Origin of the sequence: Streptosporangium sp. NPDC006930, from assembly GCF_040635605.1 — a bacterium.
Lineage (GTDB): Bacteria > Actinomycetota > Actinomycetes > Streptosporangiales > Streptosporangiaceae > Streptosporangium.
Genome location: NZ_JBEYID010000011.1, coordinates 230,192 through 244,873, shown reverse-complemented (window position 1 = coordinate 244,873; position 14,682 = coordinate 230,192). Strand labels below are relative to the sequence as shown.

The following is a 14,682-nucleotide window of genomic DNA, read 5'->3' as shown; positions in this document are numbered from 1 at the left end:
TGAATAGATGTTCATCGAAACAGCGGTGCGGGTGGTGACCGCCACCGCCCGCCGGAACCTCACGGAGGATCACCATGTCCCGTGTCCAGCTCGCCCTGCGCGTCGCCGACCTGGAGGGGTCGATCGCCTTCTACTCCAAGCTGTTCGGCGTGGAGCCCACCAAGCGCCGCCCCGGTTACGCCAACTTCGCCATCGCCGAGCCGCCGCTGAAGCTCGTGCTCCTGGAAGGCGAGGAAGGCCACGACACCCGCCTGGACCACCTGGGCGTCGAGGTCACCGACACCGCCCAGGTGGAGGCGGCCACCCGGCGACTGAAGGACGCCGGGCTCGCCACCTTCGAAGAGAACGACACCTCATGCTGCTACGCCCTGCAGGACAAGGTGTGGGTGACCGGTCCCGGCGCCGAGCCGTGGGAGGTGTACGTGGTCAAGGCCGACGCCGACGTCCTGGGCAAGTCCGCGACCGCCGACCAGGACCCCGCGGCCCCGTGCGCCTGCGGCCCGGCCTCGGAACAGGCCCCGGGCCAGCCGGTCGGCGCCGCGGCGAGCACCGGCTGCTGCTGACCGAACCACGGGAGATCACCCTTGCCCGCCACGGCGCGCATCTCGGCCGGCATGCGATACGGCTGCGCCTCAGAAATGCTGCACTCCGGTCACCCGCAGCAGGTCGAGCGCCGTGGCCTCAAGGGCTCCCGGCTCGGCCGAGTACACAAGCACGGCCTGGTCGCTATCCGAAAGCAGGAGAGTGTCACAGTCGAGCTCCCCCTGCAGTCCGGACACCGATGGTTTGTCATCGGGTCATTCGACGCCCAGCGCCTTCTTCACCCGAAGGGCGACTTCGTCGACGCTCCCCATCGCCTTCCACTCGCCCTCCAGGTCCTCCTGTCCGCCCACGAGTTTCGAGCCGTCGTCGAAGACCATCCCCTGGGGGTCCGGGGCCGCCAGAACGGCACCGCTCGGTAGGCCGTTCTCAGCCCCTTCGATTCGAAGGGCCGTTCGCCGATCCGAGAAGAGGAAGAGCATCACTCTCACACCGGCAGGTACGGCCTTTCGGAAATCGTCAAGAGACCTACTGGGCGTCCCATCGTGATATAGCCCTCCCTGGTCCAGGTCGACATAGACGCGGCCGCCACTGACAATCCCGTTGTCCTTTACGGTGGAGTCGACGCGAACGTGCATGACCACACGCTTTTCCGGATAGGGGTCACCCTCGATGTCATATATGTCTCGCCCTTGCTCGAACCCCTCGACACTTCCGATGACGATGGCGTCATGATTCCTGGACTTAACCAGTTCCTCGGGTGAACTCTTGTGGTCGTAGTCGACAATCATCGCCCGAAGCACCGATGTGTCTATGCGGTATGTCGTTCCGGTTGCCTGTCCGTTTCCCTCGGCCGGAGATTGCCGAGCGCCGCAGCCGGAGGTCATGGAGATGGACAGGGCCAGCGCCATCACGAGACGGCAGCTCGTCGAATTCACGTAACACTCCATGAGCATCATCGGTAAACGGTTCGTGGTCGCCGACGCGCTCGGACCGCTGACGGCGGTGACGGCGCGCACCTCGGTCGGTATGCGACAGGGCTGCGCCTCAGAAATGCTGCAGTCCGGTCACCCGCAGCAGGTCGAGCGCCGTGGCCTCGGGGGTTCCCGGCTCGGCCGAGTACACGAGCACGGTCTGGTCGCTGTCCGGAAGCAGGAGAGTGTCACAGTCGAGGGTGACGGTCCCCAGCGAGGGGTGGGCGATGCTCTTGGTCGCGGTACGCCATGAGGAGGACCGTCCCTCCCGCCACAGCTCGTCGAACCGGGGGCTGCCACGACGCAGCTCTGTGATCATTCGCGCCAGTTCGGGGTCATTGGGATACCGGGCCTGGGCGGCACGCAACGTGCCGACCGAGGCACGGGCGGCCGCGTCGTCCTCGTCGGGGCCCGCGGCGACCTGGCAGCGACTACTGCCGAGAAAACGTTGCCAGATGAGATTCCTTTGCCGCTGCGGCCACACGGACATGTCGCCCTGAAGCGCCGCCGCGAGGGGGTTCCAGGCCAGCACGTCTCCCTTGGCCGACAGCACCATCACGGGCAGGTCCGCCATGCGGTCCAGCAGCCGGAACACACTCGGCCGTATGACCGTCGCGACGCGTCCGGTCTGAGGCGGCTCATGACCGGCGAGCCGGAACACCAAGTCGCGGTCGTCGTCGTCGAGCCGCAGAGCCTGGGCCAGCGCGGCGACGACCTGCCTCGAAGGCCGTGGCCCGCGCCCCTGCTCAAGGCGGACCACGTAATCGACGCTCAGGTTCGCGAGCAGGGCCACTTCCTCCCGGCGCAGGCCCGGCACCTGACGGCGCGTTCCCGACGGCAGCCCGACGTCCTGCGGTCGCACACGGGCTCGGGCTGTGCGGAGTACTTCGGCGAGTTCGGCGCGGTCCACTCCTCGATGATGCCGCACGGACCGCGAGGGCCGGGTGGTACCGCCGGTCCCATGCCCCGGCGGCCCTGGCGTGCCCGGACGCGTGCCTCGACGATCGCCCTCATGACAGACATGAAGACGGTGGCGTTGGTCACCGGAGCGAACAAAGGGCTGGGCCGGGAGATCGCGCGCCGCCTGGCCGGGAGCGGATGGCTGGTCCTGCTGAGTGCCCGGGACCGGGAACGCGGCATGCGTGCCGCGGACACGCTGGCGGCCGAAGGGCTCGACGTCGAGTTCGTCGAACTCGACGTGACCTCGGACGAGTCCGTGGCGACGGCCGTGAAAACCGTGGCCGGGCGCGTGGATCGTCTGGATGTGCTGGTCAACAACGCCGGGGTCGGTGGCCCGTTGCTGGACCCGGCCGAGATGCGCGCCGACGCGCTACGGGAGTTGTACGAGGTCAACGTGTTCGGCCAGGTACGGGTCACCCACGCGTTCCTGCCGTTACTGCGCAGGTCAGAACGACCCCGCGTCGTCGTGGTGTCCAGCGGTCTCGCCTCGCTGACACACGCCGGCGACCCCACCCGCCCCGAGTCCGGCTTCCTCGCCCTGGACTACGCCTCGTCGAAGACGGCGCTCAACATGATCGTGTCCCAGTACGCCCGAGCGCTGCCCGAGTTCAAGGTCAACGCCGCCGATCCGGGCAACCCCGCCACCGACATGAACCATCACACCGGTGTCCACACCGTCGAGGAGGGGGCCGATGCGATCATCAAGTTGGCCACTGTGGACCCTGATGGGCCCACCGGAGGCTTCTTCGACCGCAACGGCCCCGTCCCCTGGTAGGAGCGAGATGGCGACGATCCTGACGATCGGGCTACACCCGAACGTGATCGACTACACCCGGTATCCCGGCCTCGACGAGGCGACGCTCACCGCACGCATCGAACAGGGCGACGCGGCTCTGCGGGCGGCGGGTTTCGACGCCGTGCCGTGCCTGATCGGCACCGATCCGGACGCGGCGGAGAGGACCGTCCGTGAACGGCTGTCCGAGGGCGCCTTCGATCTGGTCATGATCGGGGCTGGTGTACGGATGGCACCCGAGCACACCCCACTGTTCGAACGGCTGATCAACGTGCTGGTGGAGACGGCACCCGGAATCCGGTTCTGCTTCAACACCTCACCGGAAACGACGGTCGACGCCCTTCGCCGTTGGGCATAGCCGTTCGCCGATATCGACGTTCGCCAGAGGGGACCGGCCCACGCCGCCTTGTAGCCGCGGTGTGGGCCGCTGAGGTCGCGGTGACAGAACGCCATCGGGTGGTGTTGCCGTTACAGGGACGATGGGTCAGTCACGGTACAGCTCGGGGTTCGCCCGGCGGGCAGGAGGGGTTGCACAGGACGTCGACCCAGATGTCGGCGACCGGCGCGGTGATCTGCTCGACGGCCTCGGCCGGGATCACGTCGTCGGTGACGTCGGCCCAGATCAGGCGTACCGCTGCGGCCAGCGTGACGATGTGGGTGCCGCACCCCGCACACAGGCGCACCCCGTCGGACAGATCCACGATGGGCAGCGGACCACTCACCGAGCCCTCCACTCCGCGCAGACGAACCAGACGGTCTTACCGTCCACCGGCCTGCCCTCCGACGCCGGTACGACGCCCCATCGGTCGGCGTAGGCAGTGACGATCGCCAGCCCCCGACCGTGCTCCTCCTCCGGACCGGCCGGAACCGGGTTCGGCCACACGGCGCTGTGATCGGTGACCTCCCCACGCACGACCCGCCCGTACCGGTACAGCGCGAGGGTGATCGGCGCCTTACCGTGCAGGATCGCGTTACTCACCAGCTCCGACACCACCATGGTCACGTTCTCCACCACGCAGGACATGTCCCAGGCGGCGAGGACCTCCCGCACGAGGCCACGCGCCTTACCGACCGCTTCGGGATCAGCGGGCAGATCCCAGTACGCCTCCCGGGTGTTCTTGTCATTTCTTACGAGATGTGGGGGGATGGAGCTAGGGTTCTTCATAGGTCAGAGGGCTCCGAGTTCCTGATCCAGTCCTCGGGCCGGTGGTTGCGTCACCAGGCCCGAGGACGCCGGGGATTGCCTCCGCTCGCCATGACCGAAACGAGCGTATTGCGTTAATTGATATCGAATTTCCGATGTGACGCCACAATCTCACTAAGAAAATCCAGCTAATCACCCTGTAGTTTTCGATACTTTCCGATAATGCCCTTCACCGCGTCCGTCACGGGCTGCTCGCCGGCGAGCGCGCTCCAGATGTAGGCGTCATGCTCCTGGAGCTTGATGGGTTTGGGAGCGGCCACGTCCACGACGAAATTGAACTGGCGGCTCTTCTTGCCGCTGCCGGACGTGTAGTCGAAGCTTCCCAGGTAGTCGCGGATAGCGACGACGTCGAGGCCACTTTCCTCCTCGACCTCCCGGATCAGTGCCGAGTCCAGCGTTTCACCCACCTTGGCCTTGCCGCTGGGCAGCTCGAAGATGCCGCCCATGAAGTCGTCCTCCGGCCGTCGAAGGAGAAGCACCTTGCCGTCGTGTTGCACGACCGCGCCAACGACGAATTGTTGAACGCCGTCACGTTCGGCCTCGGCACTGAGTTCTTCGAGGAGAGCAGATTGATCCATGATTCCTTACCCTAGAGGAGGTCGCGATAATTCTCGGTCACCTTGCGGAACGCCTCGATATAGCTATCGACCAGCGGAATTTCCTCCTCCCTGTGCCATACCGGAAGCTTGAGAGTGTCTCGGTGAATCGCCTCGGCATTCGGAAAATCGCCGGGCGAATAGTTGATCCTTTCGCTGTACTCGGGAAACAATGGCCCCGGCTCCTGGAACAGCGGAAGGAGATTGAGTGGACAGGTCGAACCGGGCCGATCTACCTCGTGGCACCCCTCGGCCTGCAGCGCCTTGTAGAAGCGTTCGATAGGCAGGCCGTCAAGCTCGTTCATGGCGTAGCGGAGCGGCAAGCCGTACCAGGAAGCACGCACGCCGAGCGGCCGTTCCGGCACGATGATGCCCGGCAACTCGGCCAGGCGCTCGCACAGATACTCCGCAGTGGTGGCACGTCCTTTCAGGTAGCCGTTCAGATACCCAAGTTGGTCAAGAGCGATGCCGGCTGCCAGGGGGTGGATGCGGGACTTGAGCCCCATGCCGGTGGTGGCGTAGCGGTAGAGCGAATGATCGGATGGCAATTCGCTGCGACACCGCTTGTTGTACTGGCTGTGCAGCAGCACGCGGTAATAGACCTCATCGTCGGCGGTCAGGACGAAGCCACCTTCCCCGGCAGAGAGAGGCTTGGGTCCGTTCATGCTGAAAGCGGCGGCACGTCCGAAGGTGCCGATCCGCTGGCCATCGATGGTTGCGCCGTGGGCATGCGAACCGTCCTCCAGGAGGATCAGGTCGTGCTCATCCGTGATGCTTTTGAGCGCCTGCATCGCGGCCGGCTGTCCCCACATATGCGTGACGACCATGGCTTTGGTGCTCGGAGTAATCCGTCGTACGACGTCCTGCGGATCGAGATTGCCCGACTCGTCACAGTCGGCCAGGACAGGGACCGCACCCAGGTGCAGCAGTGGCGTAACCGTGGCGAAGAACGTGTACGCGGGCACGATCACCTCATCCCCCGGCCCGAGTTCGCAGGCCGCGTACATCGAATGAAGTGCCGCCGTCCCCGAACTGGTGAGGATGGCGTGCGCGATGCCGTGGTAGTTGCACAGCTCGTTCTCCAGCAGTTCGATGACACCCGAACGGTTGTAGATCGAGATACCTTTCCCGAGTTGGCTCAGCACGGCCGCCGTGGTGGTTTCACTCGGCGGCCAGGTGAAATGCGGTGCGGACTGGGTGATGGTTGGTGCACCACCGAGCAGCGCCAGGGGTGAGTTCACAGCATCTCCTTGGGGTTGATGTAGACGTGGGTCTTGGCTGACTCGTAGCAAGCGGCGATGAAGCTCATGTGCGCCAAATTCTCTTTCGGACCGCTGAGGTTCGGCCGCAAGCCCTCGATGACCCTGCAGAAGTAGTCGATCTGGCAGGTAGCCGCCGATGGCCATGCCTGTTCACGCGACAGCGATTCGATGACGTCGCCGCCATTGGTGAGCCTCTGGATACGGCCGCGCTCCAAGTGCACCATGCCCTTGCTGCCGACCAAGCGGATCCGTTCGGTCTTCGGGCCGATGAAGCGCGATAGCAGTAGTGAGCCGTATAAGCCGCTGTCGTAGCCGAAGTGGATGAGTGCGGTGTCCTCGGCGTCGTATTCACGATCTGGCCGGGCAGCCACCGAGACGTCAGCCAGCACACGATCCGGTAGGCCGAAGTACCACAGGATCATGTCGATCAGGTGGTAGCCCATGTCAATGATGCAGCCGCCACCGGCCTTGGCGTTCAGGCCACGCCATCCCTCGGAGGGGTCGTCAATGAACAGTGTGTACTGCGCGTCCACGACGAATGGCATGCCAACTTGGTCGGCAAGTTGCGTGAAACTGGTGTAGATCGGATTGAAGCGGCGTTGCAGCGTGACCATGAGCTGAATGCCGGATTCCTCGCACTGCTTGGCGAGTTCCTGCGCTTCGCTCATGCTGGTGGCAAACGGCTTCTCTTTCAGCACATGAATGCGATGTTCGACAGCAGTCTCGATAACCGCCCGGCCGACGTGGTGCGGCACAGTGACGATCACCATGTCGAGCTGTTCAGCCCTGAACATCTCCCGGAAGTCGGTGTAGCCGTTGACCCGGAGTCGGTACTGATGCTCACGGACGATCTCGGGGTTCTCATCGCAGATGGCCACCAACTCAGCGCCATCGGACGAACAGAGCCCTGGAATGTGGTCCTCCAAGGCTTGCTTGCCGAGGCCAACCACACCGGCTCGCAGTCTCACCGGTCGCCGACCTTTCGTGAAATTGTCAATCTTAGCGATTGGCATTGCCTTGGGAACGGGTAGCACCGCCATATCTTCGTTAACCCTTTCGCGATGACGAGGCCAGCCAAGTACAGATAGTTTCAATGATCACCTTCACCCCCTCTACGAGTAATCGGCTGTTGTCGATGACAAGAAACGTCCTGGTTCACGAACACTCCTTGCGACTGCTCATGGCCGCCGTGCTACAAAATTCCGAAAACGGATAAAAACCAGAAAGCGGAGCTACTCCCTTTCTTTTTCATAACCGCTTCCCTTCCGGCATCTGCGCACCGTAATCTGAATGCAACAGGGAGTAACGGATGTACGCCAGGGCAGAAGCGCTGCACTGTTGTCTCAGGATTGCGGCGTTCAGCCCTCTGACCAGCTGAAATGCGTTCCGGACCGGCGGAAGGGAGCGGGGGATGGCATCGCGACGACAGCGGTTCGCGCAGCGCCGGAAAAGCGTGGGCTTCAGCCAAGAACGGTTGGCTGAACGGCTCGGCATCGACAGGTCAACGGTGACACGCTGGGAGGCGGGCGAGACCGAGCCGTTGCCCTGGTTGCGGCCGAAGCTGGCACGCGTCCTCCAGGTGTCCATCGAACAGCTTGACGAGTTGCTCGCCGAGGCCGGAGAAGCCGAAGCCGTTCCCGATGAGCGACTGAACCACGTCCTCAAACACCCCGGCAGCGTCGATCTGGTGGCCGTGGCTCGGCTGCGCGAGCGCGTACAAGAGCTTGATGTGCGCTACGACAGGGCACCGTCCACCTCCCTACTGGCCGACGCCGGGCAGTGTCTGGGGCAGGTCAGCTTCCTCAAGGCGCACGCCGCCACAAGCCGAGTGCGCCGCGAACTGTTCGCGGTCGAGGCCGAGGCGGCAACACTCATGGGTCAGCTTGCCTGGGACGCCTCACAGCGCCGCGATCACACCACGGCCCGTGCCTACCTTGGGCAAGCCGTAGAAGCAGCGCGGCAGATTCACGACCCAACGGCCGAAGGACTGGCCTTGCTACGAACGAGCTTTGTTGCCCTCTATGGCGAGAAAGAGCCGCAGGCCGGATTGGCACTCGCCATGCAGACAGCCGAAGCGGTCAAAGGCAACAGCCACGTCCTGACGGGCCTCGCCATCTTGCACGCGGCGGAGGCGCGAGCCATGCTCGGGCAACGGCAGGACTGCGAGCAGGCCTTGTGCCTGGCACAGGCGCACTTCGAACAGATCGGCACCGCGGACACGGCGGCAGATCTGTTCTCACCGACCCAGCATGGTCGGCTGGCAGGCTCCTGCTATCTGTTTCTCAACGACGCCGAGCGCGCTGAGTCGATTCTTGAAGATACGGCGCAAGCCCTACACGATCGGTCGAAGTCCCAAGCGATCGTGCTCGGCAATCTGGCCCTCTCCTGTATCCGTCAGAAGAAGATCGACGAGGCCGCAGCCTGGCTGCACATCGCTATAGAAGTGGTAGAGAGGACCTGGGGTGGCGGTGGGCTCGGCATCGTTTTCGGAGCGGGCCGGGAACTGCGTCCCTGGCGACGGATGCCGGTCGTCCAGGACGTGTACGACCGTCTGCTCACCCTTATGGCGGCGGCGTAGGGAGCGAAGTTGACCAATTCGGGCACCGACCAGGCCAAACAAGCGATCCGCGAACGAGTATGGGCGTTGCTGGAGCAGGAGCGGGCCGCACCGCCCGGTGTCCACGGCCGTATCCCCACCTTCTTCGGAGCCGAGGCCGCCGCCGACCGCCTAGCCGAGTTGCCCGTGTGGCAAGCTGCCCGGGTCATCAAGTCCGTGCCGGACAAGGCACAGCTCCCGGTCCGGGTGCGGGCACTCACTGAGGGCCGGTTGGTCTATATGGCCGTGCCAAAGCTGGCCGAGGAGCTGCCGTTCTACCTGCTCGATCCAGCGACACTGACCGTGCCCCTGGCCGAAGCCGCGTCAAGCGAGGTGGCCGCGACCGTGTCGCGCAAGATCGGCGTGGACGACATGCGGCCGGTCGATCTGATCGTGTGCGGCAGCGTCGCGGTCAATCGGCATGGCGTCCGACTGGGTAAGGGCGCTGGCTACTCCGACATCGAGGTGGCCCTGCTACAGGAGGCGGGGTTGATCGGGCCGGAGACGACCATCGTGACGACGGTGCACTCTCTGCAGGTGGTTGACGACAAACTGCCGGAAACCAAGCATGACTTCAGCGTCGATCTGATCGTGACTCCGGACGAGGTCATCGAGTGCGGACCACAGCGCCGACCGCAAGGACTCTATTGGGATAGCTTGAGCCAAGAAAAGATCAAGGCTATTCCCATCCTGTCTGCGATGAAAAACGCTCTGTAGATAACCGGTGACATGAGCGAGGTCCGTACCCGGCACGACATCCCCGCCTACATGCGCATGATCGCAGACGGTCACTTGGTCGCCGATGAGCTGGCCACCTCGCGCCAGCCGTTGGAGGAGGTCAATATCGCCTTCGAGCATGCTGCCGCCCGGCGAGGCATCCGAGCGATGATCGAATTCCGAGCGGGGGGCCGGGTGGGTCAGGCTCCTACGGCGAAGGCGTCCTCGACATCCTGACGGTGGTCGGTCCACCAGCTCAGCAGCCGTTCGCTGGGGGCCATCAGAGCATCCGGACCGTGGTCGTCGCGGTCGTAGTGGAACTCGAAGATCCAGTAGTCGGACATGCGCTTCCACCACAACCGGTTCACCGCATCGGCTAGGTCAGCACGGGTCAATGGCCGCACTGTGCGGTAGCCACCCACGAAGGCGGCCACACGGTCCAGGTCGAGACGACCGTGCTCGCCGCCGAACTGCACCTGCGCGGTCCTGGCCACCTCCTCGGCCAGAGGTTTGACCGCGACCCGATCCCAGTCCAGGACAGCCGTCACCTTCCCCTCACGACGCAGGATGTTGCGGTACTGCAGGTCGCCGTGTGTCCAGCCGAACGGGCCCGGCGCCTCGCCCTCGGCGGGCGGGGATGCCCGGTGTTTGTCGATAAGAACTTTGCGCTCTTCGAGCAGCCGGCGGGCCAGGTCATCGAAGGCGCTCGGCTCGCCGACCGCGCTGATCGAGCTCAGGAGCCGGTCGGCCTTGTCGAGCGCCCTGTCCGGGCTGGTCACTTTCACGCGGGGCCGGATGTCGACCACCGGCAGAAGCACGGGCGTCTGATCGCTCAGAGCCTGATGGAGGCCGGCCGCCAGCGCCCCGAGATCGGCAACCTCGTTGAGGGGCAGATCGACTCCTTCGACGTGGGTGCCCTGCGCCCATGGAGAGAGCAGATAGTGACGTGAGTCGACCTCCAGTACGGCGGCTCCGTCTCGGGTCCTCACCGGGGCGCAGACGGGAAGCTTTGCCGCTGCCAGCGCGCCCAGCACCAGCGCATTGCGACGCGCGATCTCGGCGGGGACGTCACACAACAGCTTGAGCGCGTACACGCCCGTGACGGTGTCCAGGCGCCAGTTACGGTTCATCAGCCCCTGTGCGAGGAACATCGCGTCCTGGATCTCTCCCAGTCCGAACTCCTGCCGTACCCTCCTCAGGTCATCGGTGTCCGGCCCATCACGGAAGGCATCCGGTACCGCTGAAGTTCCATCAGTCATCACGGCGACGACGGTAGTCAGATCAGCCCGAGCATGCACGCCAAACGTCCGGCGAATGCGACCACCTCGCCTGAGCCGCCCAACCGCGATGCTCCGAGAGGAAAACTTGAACCTCGCCCGACCCCACCAACTGACCTGGTGAAAGAGCTCACTCTCCGGCTCGGACGACAACTGTTTCCCGGTTCACGCTCGGCAAGGGGGACCGCGAGCGTGAACCGGCTCCGGGTTCAAGGGATCGGTGAGAACGATCCCGCTGAACCCGGAGGTCGCGGGTTCAGGGCCGGTGGGGACGGGGCAGGTCGAAGCAGACGGCGGTGCCGAGTTGGCCGGTACCGCGCGGGCGGGTCCACCGGGTGCCGGTGGCAGTGAATGAGTTCGGTGGTGACGGCCGTACGGCGCGGTGACGGCGTACTCAGCTCGGGTGTGGTTCGTGGTCGCCCGGCGGGCAGGACGGGTTGCACAGGACGTCGACCCAGATGTCGGCGACCGGCGCGGTGATCTGCTTGACGGTCTCGGCCGGGATCACGTCGTCGGTGACGTCGGCCCAGATCAGGCGTACCGCAGCGGCCAGCGTGACGATGTGGGTGCCGCACCCCGCGCACAGGCGCACCTCGTCGGACAGGTCCAGGATGGGCAGCGGACCCCTCACCGAGCCCTCCACTCCGCGCAGACGAACCAGACGGTCTTGCCGTCCACCGACTTTCCCTCCGACGCCGGTACGACGCCCCACCGGTCGGCGTAGGCCGTAACGATCGCCAGCCCCCGACCGTGCTCCTCCTCCGGACCGGCCGGGACCGGGTTCGGCCACACAGCGCTGCGGTCGGTGACCTCCCCACGCACGACCCGCCCGTACCGGTACAGGGCGAGGGTGATCGGCGCCTTGCCGTGCAGGATCGCGTTGCTCACCAGCTCGGACACCACCATGGTCACGTTCTCCTCCACGGAGGACATGTCCCAGGCGGCGAGGGCCTCCCGTACGAGGCCGCGCGCCTTACCGACCGCTTCGGGATCGGCGGGCAGATCCCAGTACGCCTCAAGGGCGTTTCGAGGTGTCTTCATGAGTGCTCCAGCGAGGGCGAGGCCGACAGAGGGAGTGCCGCACTTGGCGTGCGCGAGCCCAGAGACGCGAGACCGAAATCCGACCCAGCCAACGGCTGGTGTCACACAGAATCACGTTTCCCTTACAAAGCGTGCTCGTCTGACGCGCCCTATGATGTGGCCTGCACGGCCCAAACTGCAACTCTCATTCTGAAACTCGACCGATATGTCTCCCCTTACACCGAGTGCTCTACGATCGACATCCCTACGCCCTGGAGGTAACCGATGACATACAGTGGCCAGAGTCCGACGGTGCGCCGACGGCGTCTGGCTGCCGAACTCAGGGGTTTGCGCGAGGCTGCCGGCCTGACCATGGAGGAGGTCGCTCAGGCGCTGGACATGTCACGGGCCACGATTTCGCGCCTCGAAACCGGCAAAACAGCCCGACCACGACCTCGCGACATCCGGGACATCCTTGCTCTGTACCGGACAGAGGACGCTCACCGGGAAGCGGTCATGGACCTCGCCCGGGGTGCCCGCGAGCGAGGATGGTGGGAGCAGTACAAAGGCGTCTTCACCGGCAGCTACGTGGGTCTCGAAGCGGAGGCCTCCTCAATCGACACCTTCGAACCCCTCGTGATCCCGGGCTTGCTGCAAACCTCCGCGTACACAGCCGAACTGACTCGGGCTTCTCTGGCCTGCGACCCCACAGAGATCGACAAGCATGTAGAAGCAAGGATGCGTCGGCAGGAAATTCTGCGGCGGCCGAATTCACCCCGCTATCGGGCGATCATTGACGAGGCAGCTCTTCTGCGACCAGTGGGCAATGCAGAGGTCATGCGCGGCCAACTTCGCAAGTTGATCAACACCCATCCGCTTGAGCATGTGACGGTCCAGATCATACCGATGTCAGCCGGTCCGCATATCGGACTGTGGGGTCAATTCGTCATTCTCAGCTTCCCTGATTCCACCGACCGAGATGTTGTCTACGTTGAAACCCCGACAGACGGTCTCTATCTCGAAGAGCCAGAACATCTCGAACGTTATAATCTGATGATGCAGCGCCTCGTCGCCGACGCACTTGGAGCTGACGCTTCGATCGCTTACCTATCCGAATTGATCGAACGGTTGTGAGGCACCGATGGATCTGTCCGGCGCCGAATGGCGCAAGAGCACCCTCAGCCAGGGCGGCGGCAACAACTGCGTGGAAGTCGCCCGCAACCTTCCTGGCATCGTCGCGGTACGTGACTCGAAGGCCCCCGATGAGCCAAGCCTGATCTTCACGCCCTCGGAGTGGTCCGCCTTCGTCAAAAGCATAAGGAACGGCCAGTTCGACTGACCAAAACCCGCCGCACAGCTACAGCCGAGAGGAAACCATGGATCTCCCCCAGTCTCACCTCCTTACCTGGCGCAAGAGTTCCTATTCAGGCTCAGGTGACAATTGTGTCGAGGCCGCGGCGCTGCCCGGCGGGGGCCAGGCCGTACGGGACTCCAAAAACCCCGGCGGCCCCGTTCTGAAGTTCACCCCGAGCGAGTGGTCCGCGTTCATCAGCGGGGTCAGGAACGGCGAGTTCGGCTGACGGACACCCCGCTACGGGCATGACCGCGACCAGTCGCCCGGCCAGGGCCCTCACCTCGTTGAGGAGCCCGGCCGGCGACTGGTCAAAGCCGAGACGTGCTGGTGAATGGTGATGCGGGCATGCCGAAGTTCCGCCCGGAGGTCCAGCGCGGCGATGCGAGAGGTGAGTGCGCCGAAAGGCGCTACGTGTATTCGCCAGAAGAGGAGTACGGCGGAACATGACGAGCGGCAAGCCGGTTCTGTATGTGATCGCATGTGGAGGACGACCGGCCGCGGAGCTTCCCCGTCTCGTGGGGCACGCCCAGGCGCAGGATTGGACCGTCTGCGTGGTCACCACACCGTCGGCGACGAAGTTCGTCGACCCGACGCGGCTCGCACAGCTCACCGGGTATCCGGTGCGAAGCGACTACAAGCGCCCCGAGGAGCCAGACGTCCTTCCCCCGGCTGACGCGATGGCCGTGGTTCCCGCCACCTTCAACACGATGAACAAATGGGCCCAGGGCATCAGCGACACCCTCGCCCTGGGACTGCTCAACGAGGCGCTCGGGCTTGGACTGCCGCTCGTGGCCGTTCCCTGGCCCAACGTCGCGCTCGCCCGTCACCCTGCCTTCGCCAACAGCCTGGCCCTGCTGCGCGAGTGGGGCGTGCGGGTCATCTTCGACGTGGAACGGCTCCCCGCCCCCAACTCGGGCGAGCCCGGAGCCGCCACCTTCCCCTGGGACGAGCTTCGCGAAGAACTTCAGGAAGTACGATCCGCTTGCAAGCCTTGATAGCCGTTGCCCACGAGACCGAGGCGCCGTCTCCCTGCCGGAGCCAGGCCGCCGCGCGGCCTGTCGTCTCACAGGGCGCGAGCGGCGTCACCCGGCCCGAGTGGCCATGGTTTCCCTCACGTGGCGTACGCGCCGGTCGTTCATCCCTTGTTGTTGTTCTTCTTGCCGGTCGTGAAGGCCACTCCCAAACCGGCGCCGACGGCGATACCGATGCCCATGCCCATGGCCAGGTTGCCGAGCGCGACTCCCAGGGCGGCGCCGATGGCGACGCCGACGGCGATGCCCATGGAGAGTCCGGTGGCGGCCTTCGACGCTTCGTCTTTCTCATCCATGTGCCTGCCGCTTCCCCCGCTCCGGTGGAACATGCGCCCCGTCGGGCCGATATCTTGGCGCG

21 protein-coding genes are annotated in these 14,682 nt (G+C 64.8%); 9 read left to right on the top strand and 12 right to left on the bottom strand.

Features of this window, described 5'->3' with window-relative positions:
• Window positions 1-74 precede the first annotated feature (74 nt).
• The gene (locus ABZ664_RS21195; protein ID WP_362512237.1) at window positions 75-563 is read left to right on the top strand and encodes an ArsI/CadI family heavy metal resistance metalloenzyme; all 489 of its coding nucleotides are present in this window, start codon (window positions 75-77) and stop codon (window positions 561-563) included.
• 69 nt (window positions 564-632) lie between these two features.
• On the opposite strand, the gene ABZ664_RS21190 is transcribed toward ABZ664_RS21195, so the two are convergent.
• The 3 genes from ABZ664_RS21190 to ABZ664_RS21180 all read right to left on the bottom strand — a co-directional run bounded on the left by ABZ664_RS21190 (window position 633) and on the right by ABZ664_RS21180 (window position 2,424).
• On the bottom strand, window positions 633-779 hold the full coding sequence (locus ABZ664_RS21190; RefSeq protein ID WP_362512234.1) for a hypothetical protein: 147 nt from the start codon (window positions 777-779) through the stop codon (window positions 633-635).
• A gap of 18 nt (window positions 780-797) precedes the next feature.
• The gene (locus ABZ664_RS21185; RefSeq protein WP_362512231.1) at window positions 798-1,499 is read right to left on the bottom strand and encodes a hypothetical protein; all 702 of its coding nucleotides are present in this window, start codon (window positions 1,497-1,499) and stop codon (window positions 798-800) included.
• 88 nt (window positions 1,500-1,587) lie between these two features.
• A complete protein-coding gene (locus tag ABZ664_RS21180; protein ID WP_362512228.1) occupies window positions 1,588-2,424 on the bottom strand; it encodes a helix-turn-helix transcriptional regulator in 837 nt (278 codons plus the stop codon).
• Window positions 2,425-2,526: 102 nt separating this feature from the next.
• Between ABZ664_RS21180 and ABZ664_RS21175 the strand changes: the two genes are divergently transcribed.
• Both ABZ664_RS21175 and ABZ664_RS21170 read left to right on the top strand, forming a co-directional pair.
• A complete protein-coding gene (locus ABZ664_RS21175) occupies window positions 2,527-3,249 on the top strand; it encodes an SDR family oxidoreductase (RefSeq protein ID WP_362512225.1) in 723 nt (240 codons plus the stop codon).
• A 7-nt stretch (window positions 3,250-3,256) separates the two neighbouring features.
• Entirely contained in the window at window positions 3,257-3,625 is a 369-nt protein-coding gene (locus tag ABZ664_RS21170) for a hypothetical protein (RefSeq protein WP_362512222.1), read from the top strand.
• A gap of 130 nt (window positions 3,626-3,755) precedes the next feature.
• On the opposite strand, the gene ABZ664_RS21165 is transcribed toward ABZ664_RS21170, so the two are convergent.
• The 5 genes from ABZ664_RS21165 to ABZ664_RS21145 form a co-directional block, all read right to left on the bottom strand.
• Window positions 3,756-3,989, bottom strand: coding sequence for a hypothetical protein (locus ABZ664_RS21165; protein ID WP_362512219.1), 234 nt, complete (start codon window positions 3,987-3,989; stop codon window positions 3,756-3,758).
• Entirely contained in the window at window positions 3,986-4,432 is a 447-nt protein-coding gene (locus ABZ664_RS21160; RefSeq protein WP_362512216.1) for an ATP-binding protein, read from the bottom strand. Before ABZ664_RS21160 ends, ABZ664_RS21165 begins: the two co-directional genes overlap by 4 nt.
• A 167-nt stretch (window positions 4,433-4,599) precedes the next feature.
• On the bottom strand, window positions 4,600-5,049 hold the full coding sequence (locus tag ABZ664_RS21155) for an NUDIX domain-containing protein (RefSeq protein WP_362512213.1): 450 nt from the start codon (window positions 5,047-5,049) through the stop codon (window positions 4,600-4,602).
• A gap of 11 nt (window positions 5,050-5,060) precedes the next feature.
• On the bottom strand, window positions 5,061-6,308 hold the full coding sequence (locus tag ABZ664_RS21150; RefSeq protein WP_362512210.1) for a DegT/DnrJ/EryC1/StrS family aminotransferase: 1,248 nt from the start codon (window positions 6,306-6,308) through the stop codon (window positions 5,061-5,063).
• Window positions 6,305-7,297: a Gfo/Idh/MocA family oxidoreductase gene (locus ABZ664_RS21145; protein ID WP_362512207.1), complete on the bottom strand. Its 993-nt coding sequence runs from the start codon at window positions 7,295-7,297 to the stop codon at window positions 6,305-6,307. The genes ABZ664_RS21150 and ABZ664_RS21145 overlap by 4 nt, the downstream gene beginning before the upstream one ends.
• 443 nt (window positions 7,298-7,740) lie before the next feature.
• On the opposite strand from ABZ664_RS21145, the gene ABZ664_RS21140 reads away from it, so the two are divergent.
• Together ABZ664_RS21140 and ABZ664_RS21135 are read left to right on the top strand one after the other, a co-directional pair.
• Window positions 7,741-8,907 carry a helix-turn-helix transcriptional regulator gene (locus ABZ664_RS21140; RefSeq protein ID WP_362512204.1) on the top strand — a complete coding sequence of 389 codons (1,167 nt, stop codon included), beginning with the start codon at window positions 7,741-7,743 and terminating at the stop codon, window positions 8,905-8,907.
• Window positions 8,908-8,916: 9 nt separating this feature from the next.
• A complete protein-coding gene (locus tag ABZ664_RS21135) occupies window positions 8,917-9,642 on the top strand; it encodes a 5-formyltetrahydrofolate cyclo-ligase (RefSeq protein ID WP_362512200.1) in 726 nt (241 codons plus the stop codon).
• A gap of 200 nt (window positions 9,643-9,842) precedes the next feature.
• Here the strand turns inward: ABZ664_RS21135 and ABZ664_RS21130 are convergent, their stop codons facing one another.
• The 3 genes from ABZ664_RS21130 to ABZ664_RS21120 all read right to left on the bottom strand — a co-directional run bounded on the left by ABZ664_RS21130 (window position 9,843) and on the right by ABZ664_RS21120 (window position 11,960).
• Window positions 9,843-10,901: a phosphotransferase gene (locus ABZ664_RS21130; protein WP_362512197.1), complete on the bottom strand. Its 1,059-nt coding sequence runs from the start codon at window positions 10,899-10,901 to the stop codon at window positions 9,843-9,845.
• A gap of 412 nt (window positions 10,902-11,313) precedes the next feature.
• Window positions 11,314-11,550 (bottom strand): hypothetical protein, encoded by a 237-nt coding sequence (locus ABZ664_RS21125; protein ID WP_362512195.1) that lies wholly within the window; start codon window positions 11,548-11,550, stop codon window positions 11,314-11,316.
• Window positions 11,547-11,960 (bottom strand): ATP-binding protein, encoded by a 414-nt coding sequence (locus tag ABZ664_RS21120; protein ID WP_362512192.1) that lies wholly within the window; start codon window positions 11,958-11,960, stop codon window positions 11,547-11,549. Before ABZ664_RS21120 ends, ABZ664_RS21125 begins: the two co-directional genes overlap by 4 nt.
• Window positions 11,961-12,224: 264 nt before the next feature.
• On the opposite strand from ABZ664_RS21120, the gene ABZ664_RS21115 reads away from it, so the two are divergent.
• The 4 genes from ABZ664_RS21115 (at window position 12,225) to ABZ664_RS21100 (ending at window position 14,288) form a co-directional block, all read left to right on the top strand.
• Window positions 12,225-13,073: a helix-turn-helix transcriptional regulator gene (locus tag ABZ664_RS21115; RefSeq protein WP_362512189.1), complete on the top strand. Its 849-nt coding sequence runs from the start codon at window positions 12,225-12,227 to the stop codon at window positions 13,071-13,073.
• A gap of 7 nt (window positions 13,074-13,080) precedes the next feature.
• Window positions 13,081-13,278, top strand: a complete 198-nt coding sequence (locus ABZ664_RS21110; protein WP_362512186.1) for a DUF397 domain-containing protein — start codon at window positions 13,081-13,083, stop codon at window positions 13,276-13,278.
• A gap of 37 nt (window positions 13,279-13,315) precedes the next feature.
• Window positions 13,316-13,519, top strand: a complete 204-nt coding sequence (locus ABZ664_RS21105; RefSeq protein WP_362512183.1) for a DUF397 domain-containing protein — start codon at window positions 13,316-13,318, stop codon at window positions 13,517-13,519.
• Window positions 13,520-13,736: 217 nt separating this feature from the next.
• A complete protein-coding gene (locus ABZ664_RS21100; protein ID WP_362512179.1) occupies window positions 13,737-14,288 on the top strand; it encodes a flavoprotein in 552 nt (183 codons plus the stop codon).
• A 140-nt stretch (window positions 14,289-14,428) separates the two neighbouring features.
• Here the strand turns inward: ABZ664_RS21100 and ABZ664_RS21095 are convergent, their stop codons facing one another.
• Window positions 14,429-14,620, bottom strand: a complete 192-nt coding sequence (locus tag ABZ664_RS21095) for a hypothetical protein (protein ID WP_362512176.1) — start codon at window positions 14,618-14,620, stop codon at window positions 14,429-14,431.
• Between the last annotated feature and the right edge of the window lie 62 nt (window positions 14,621-14,682).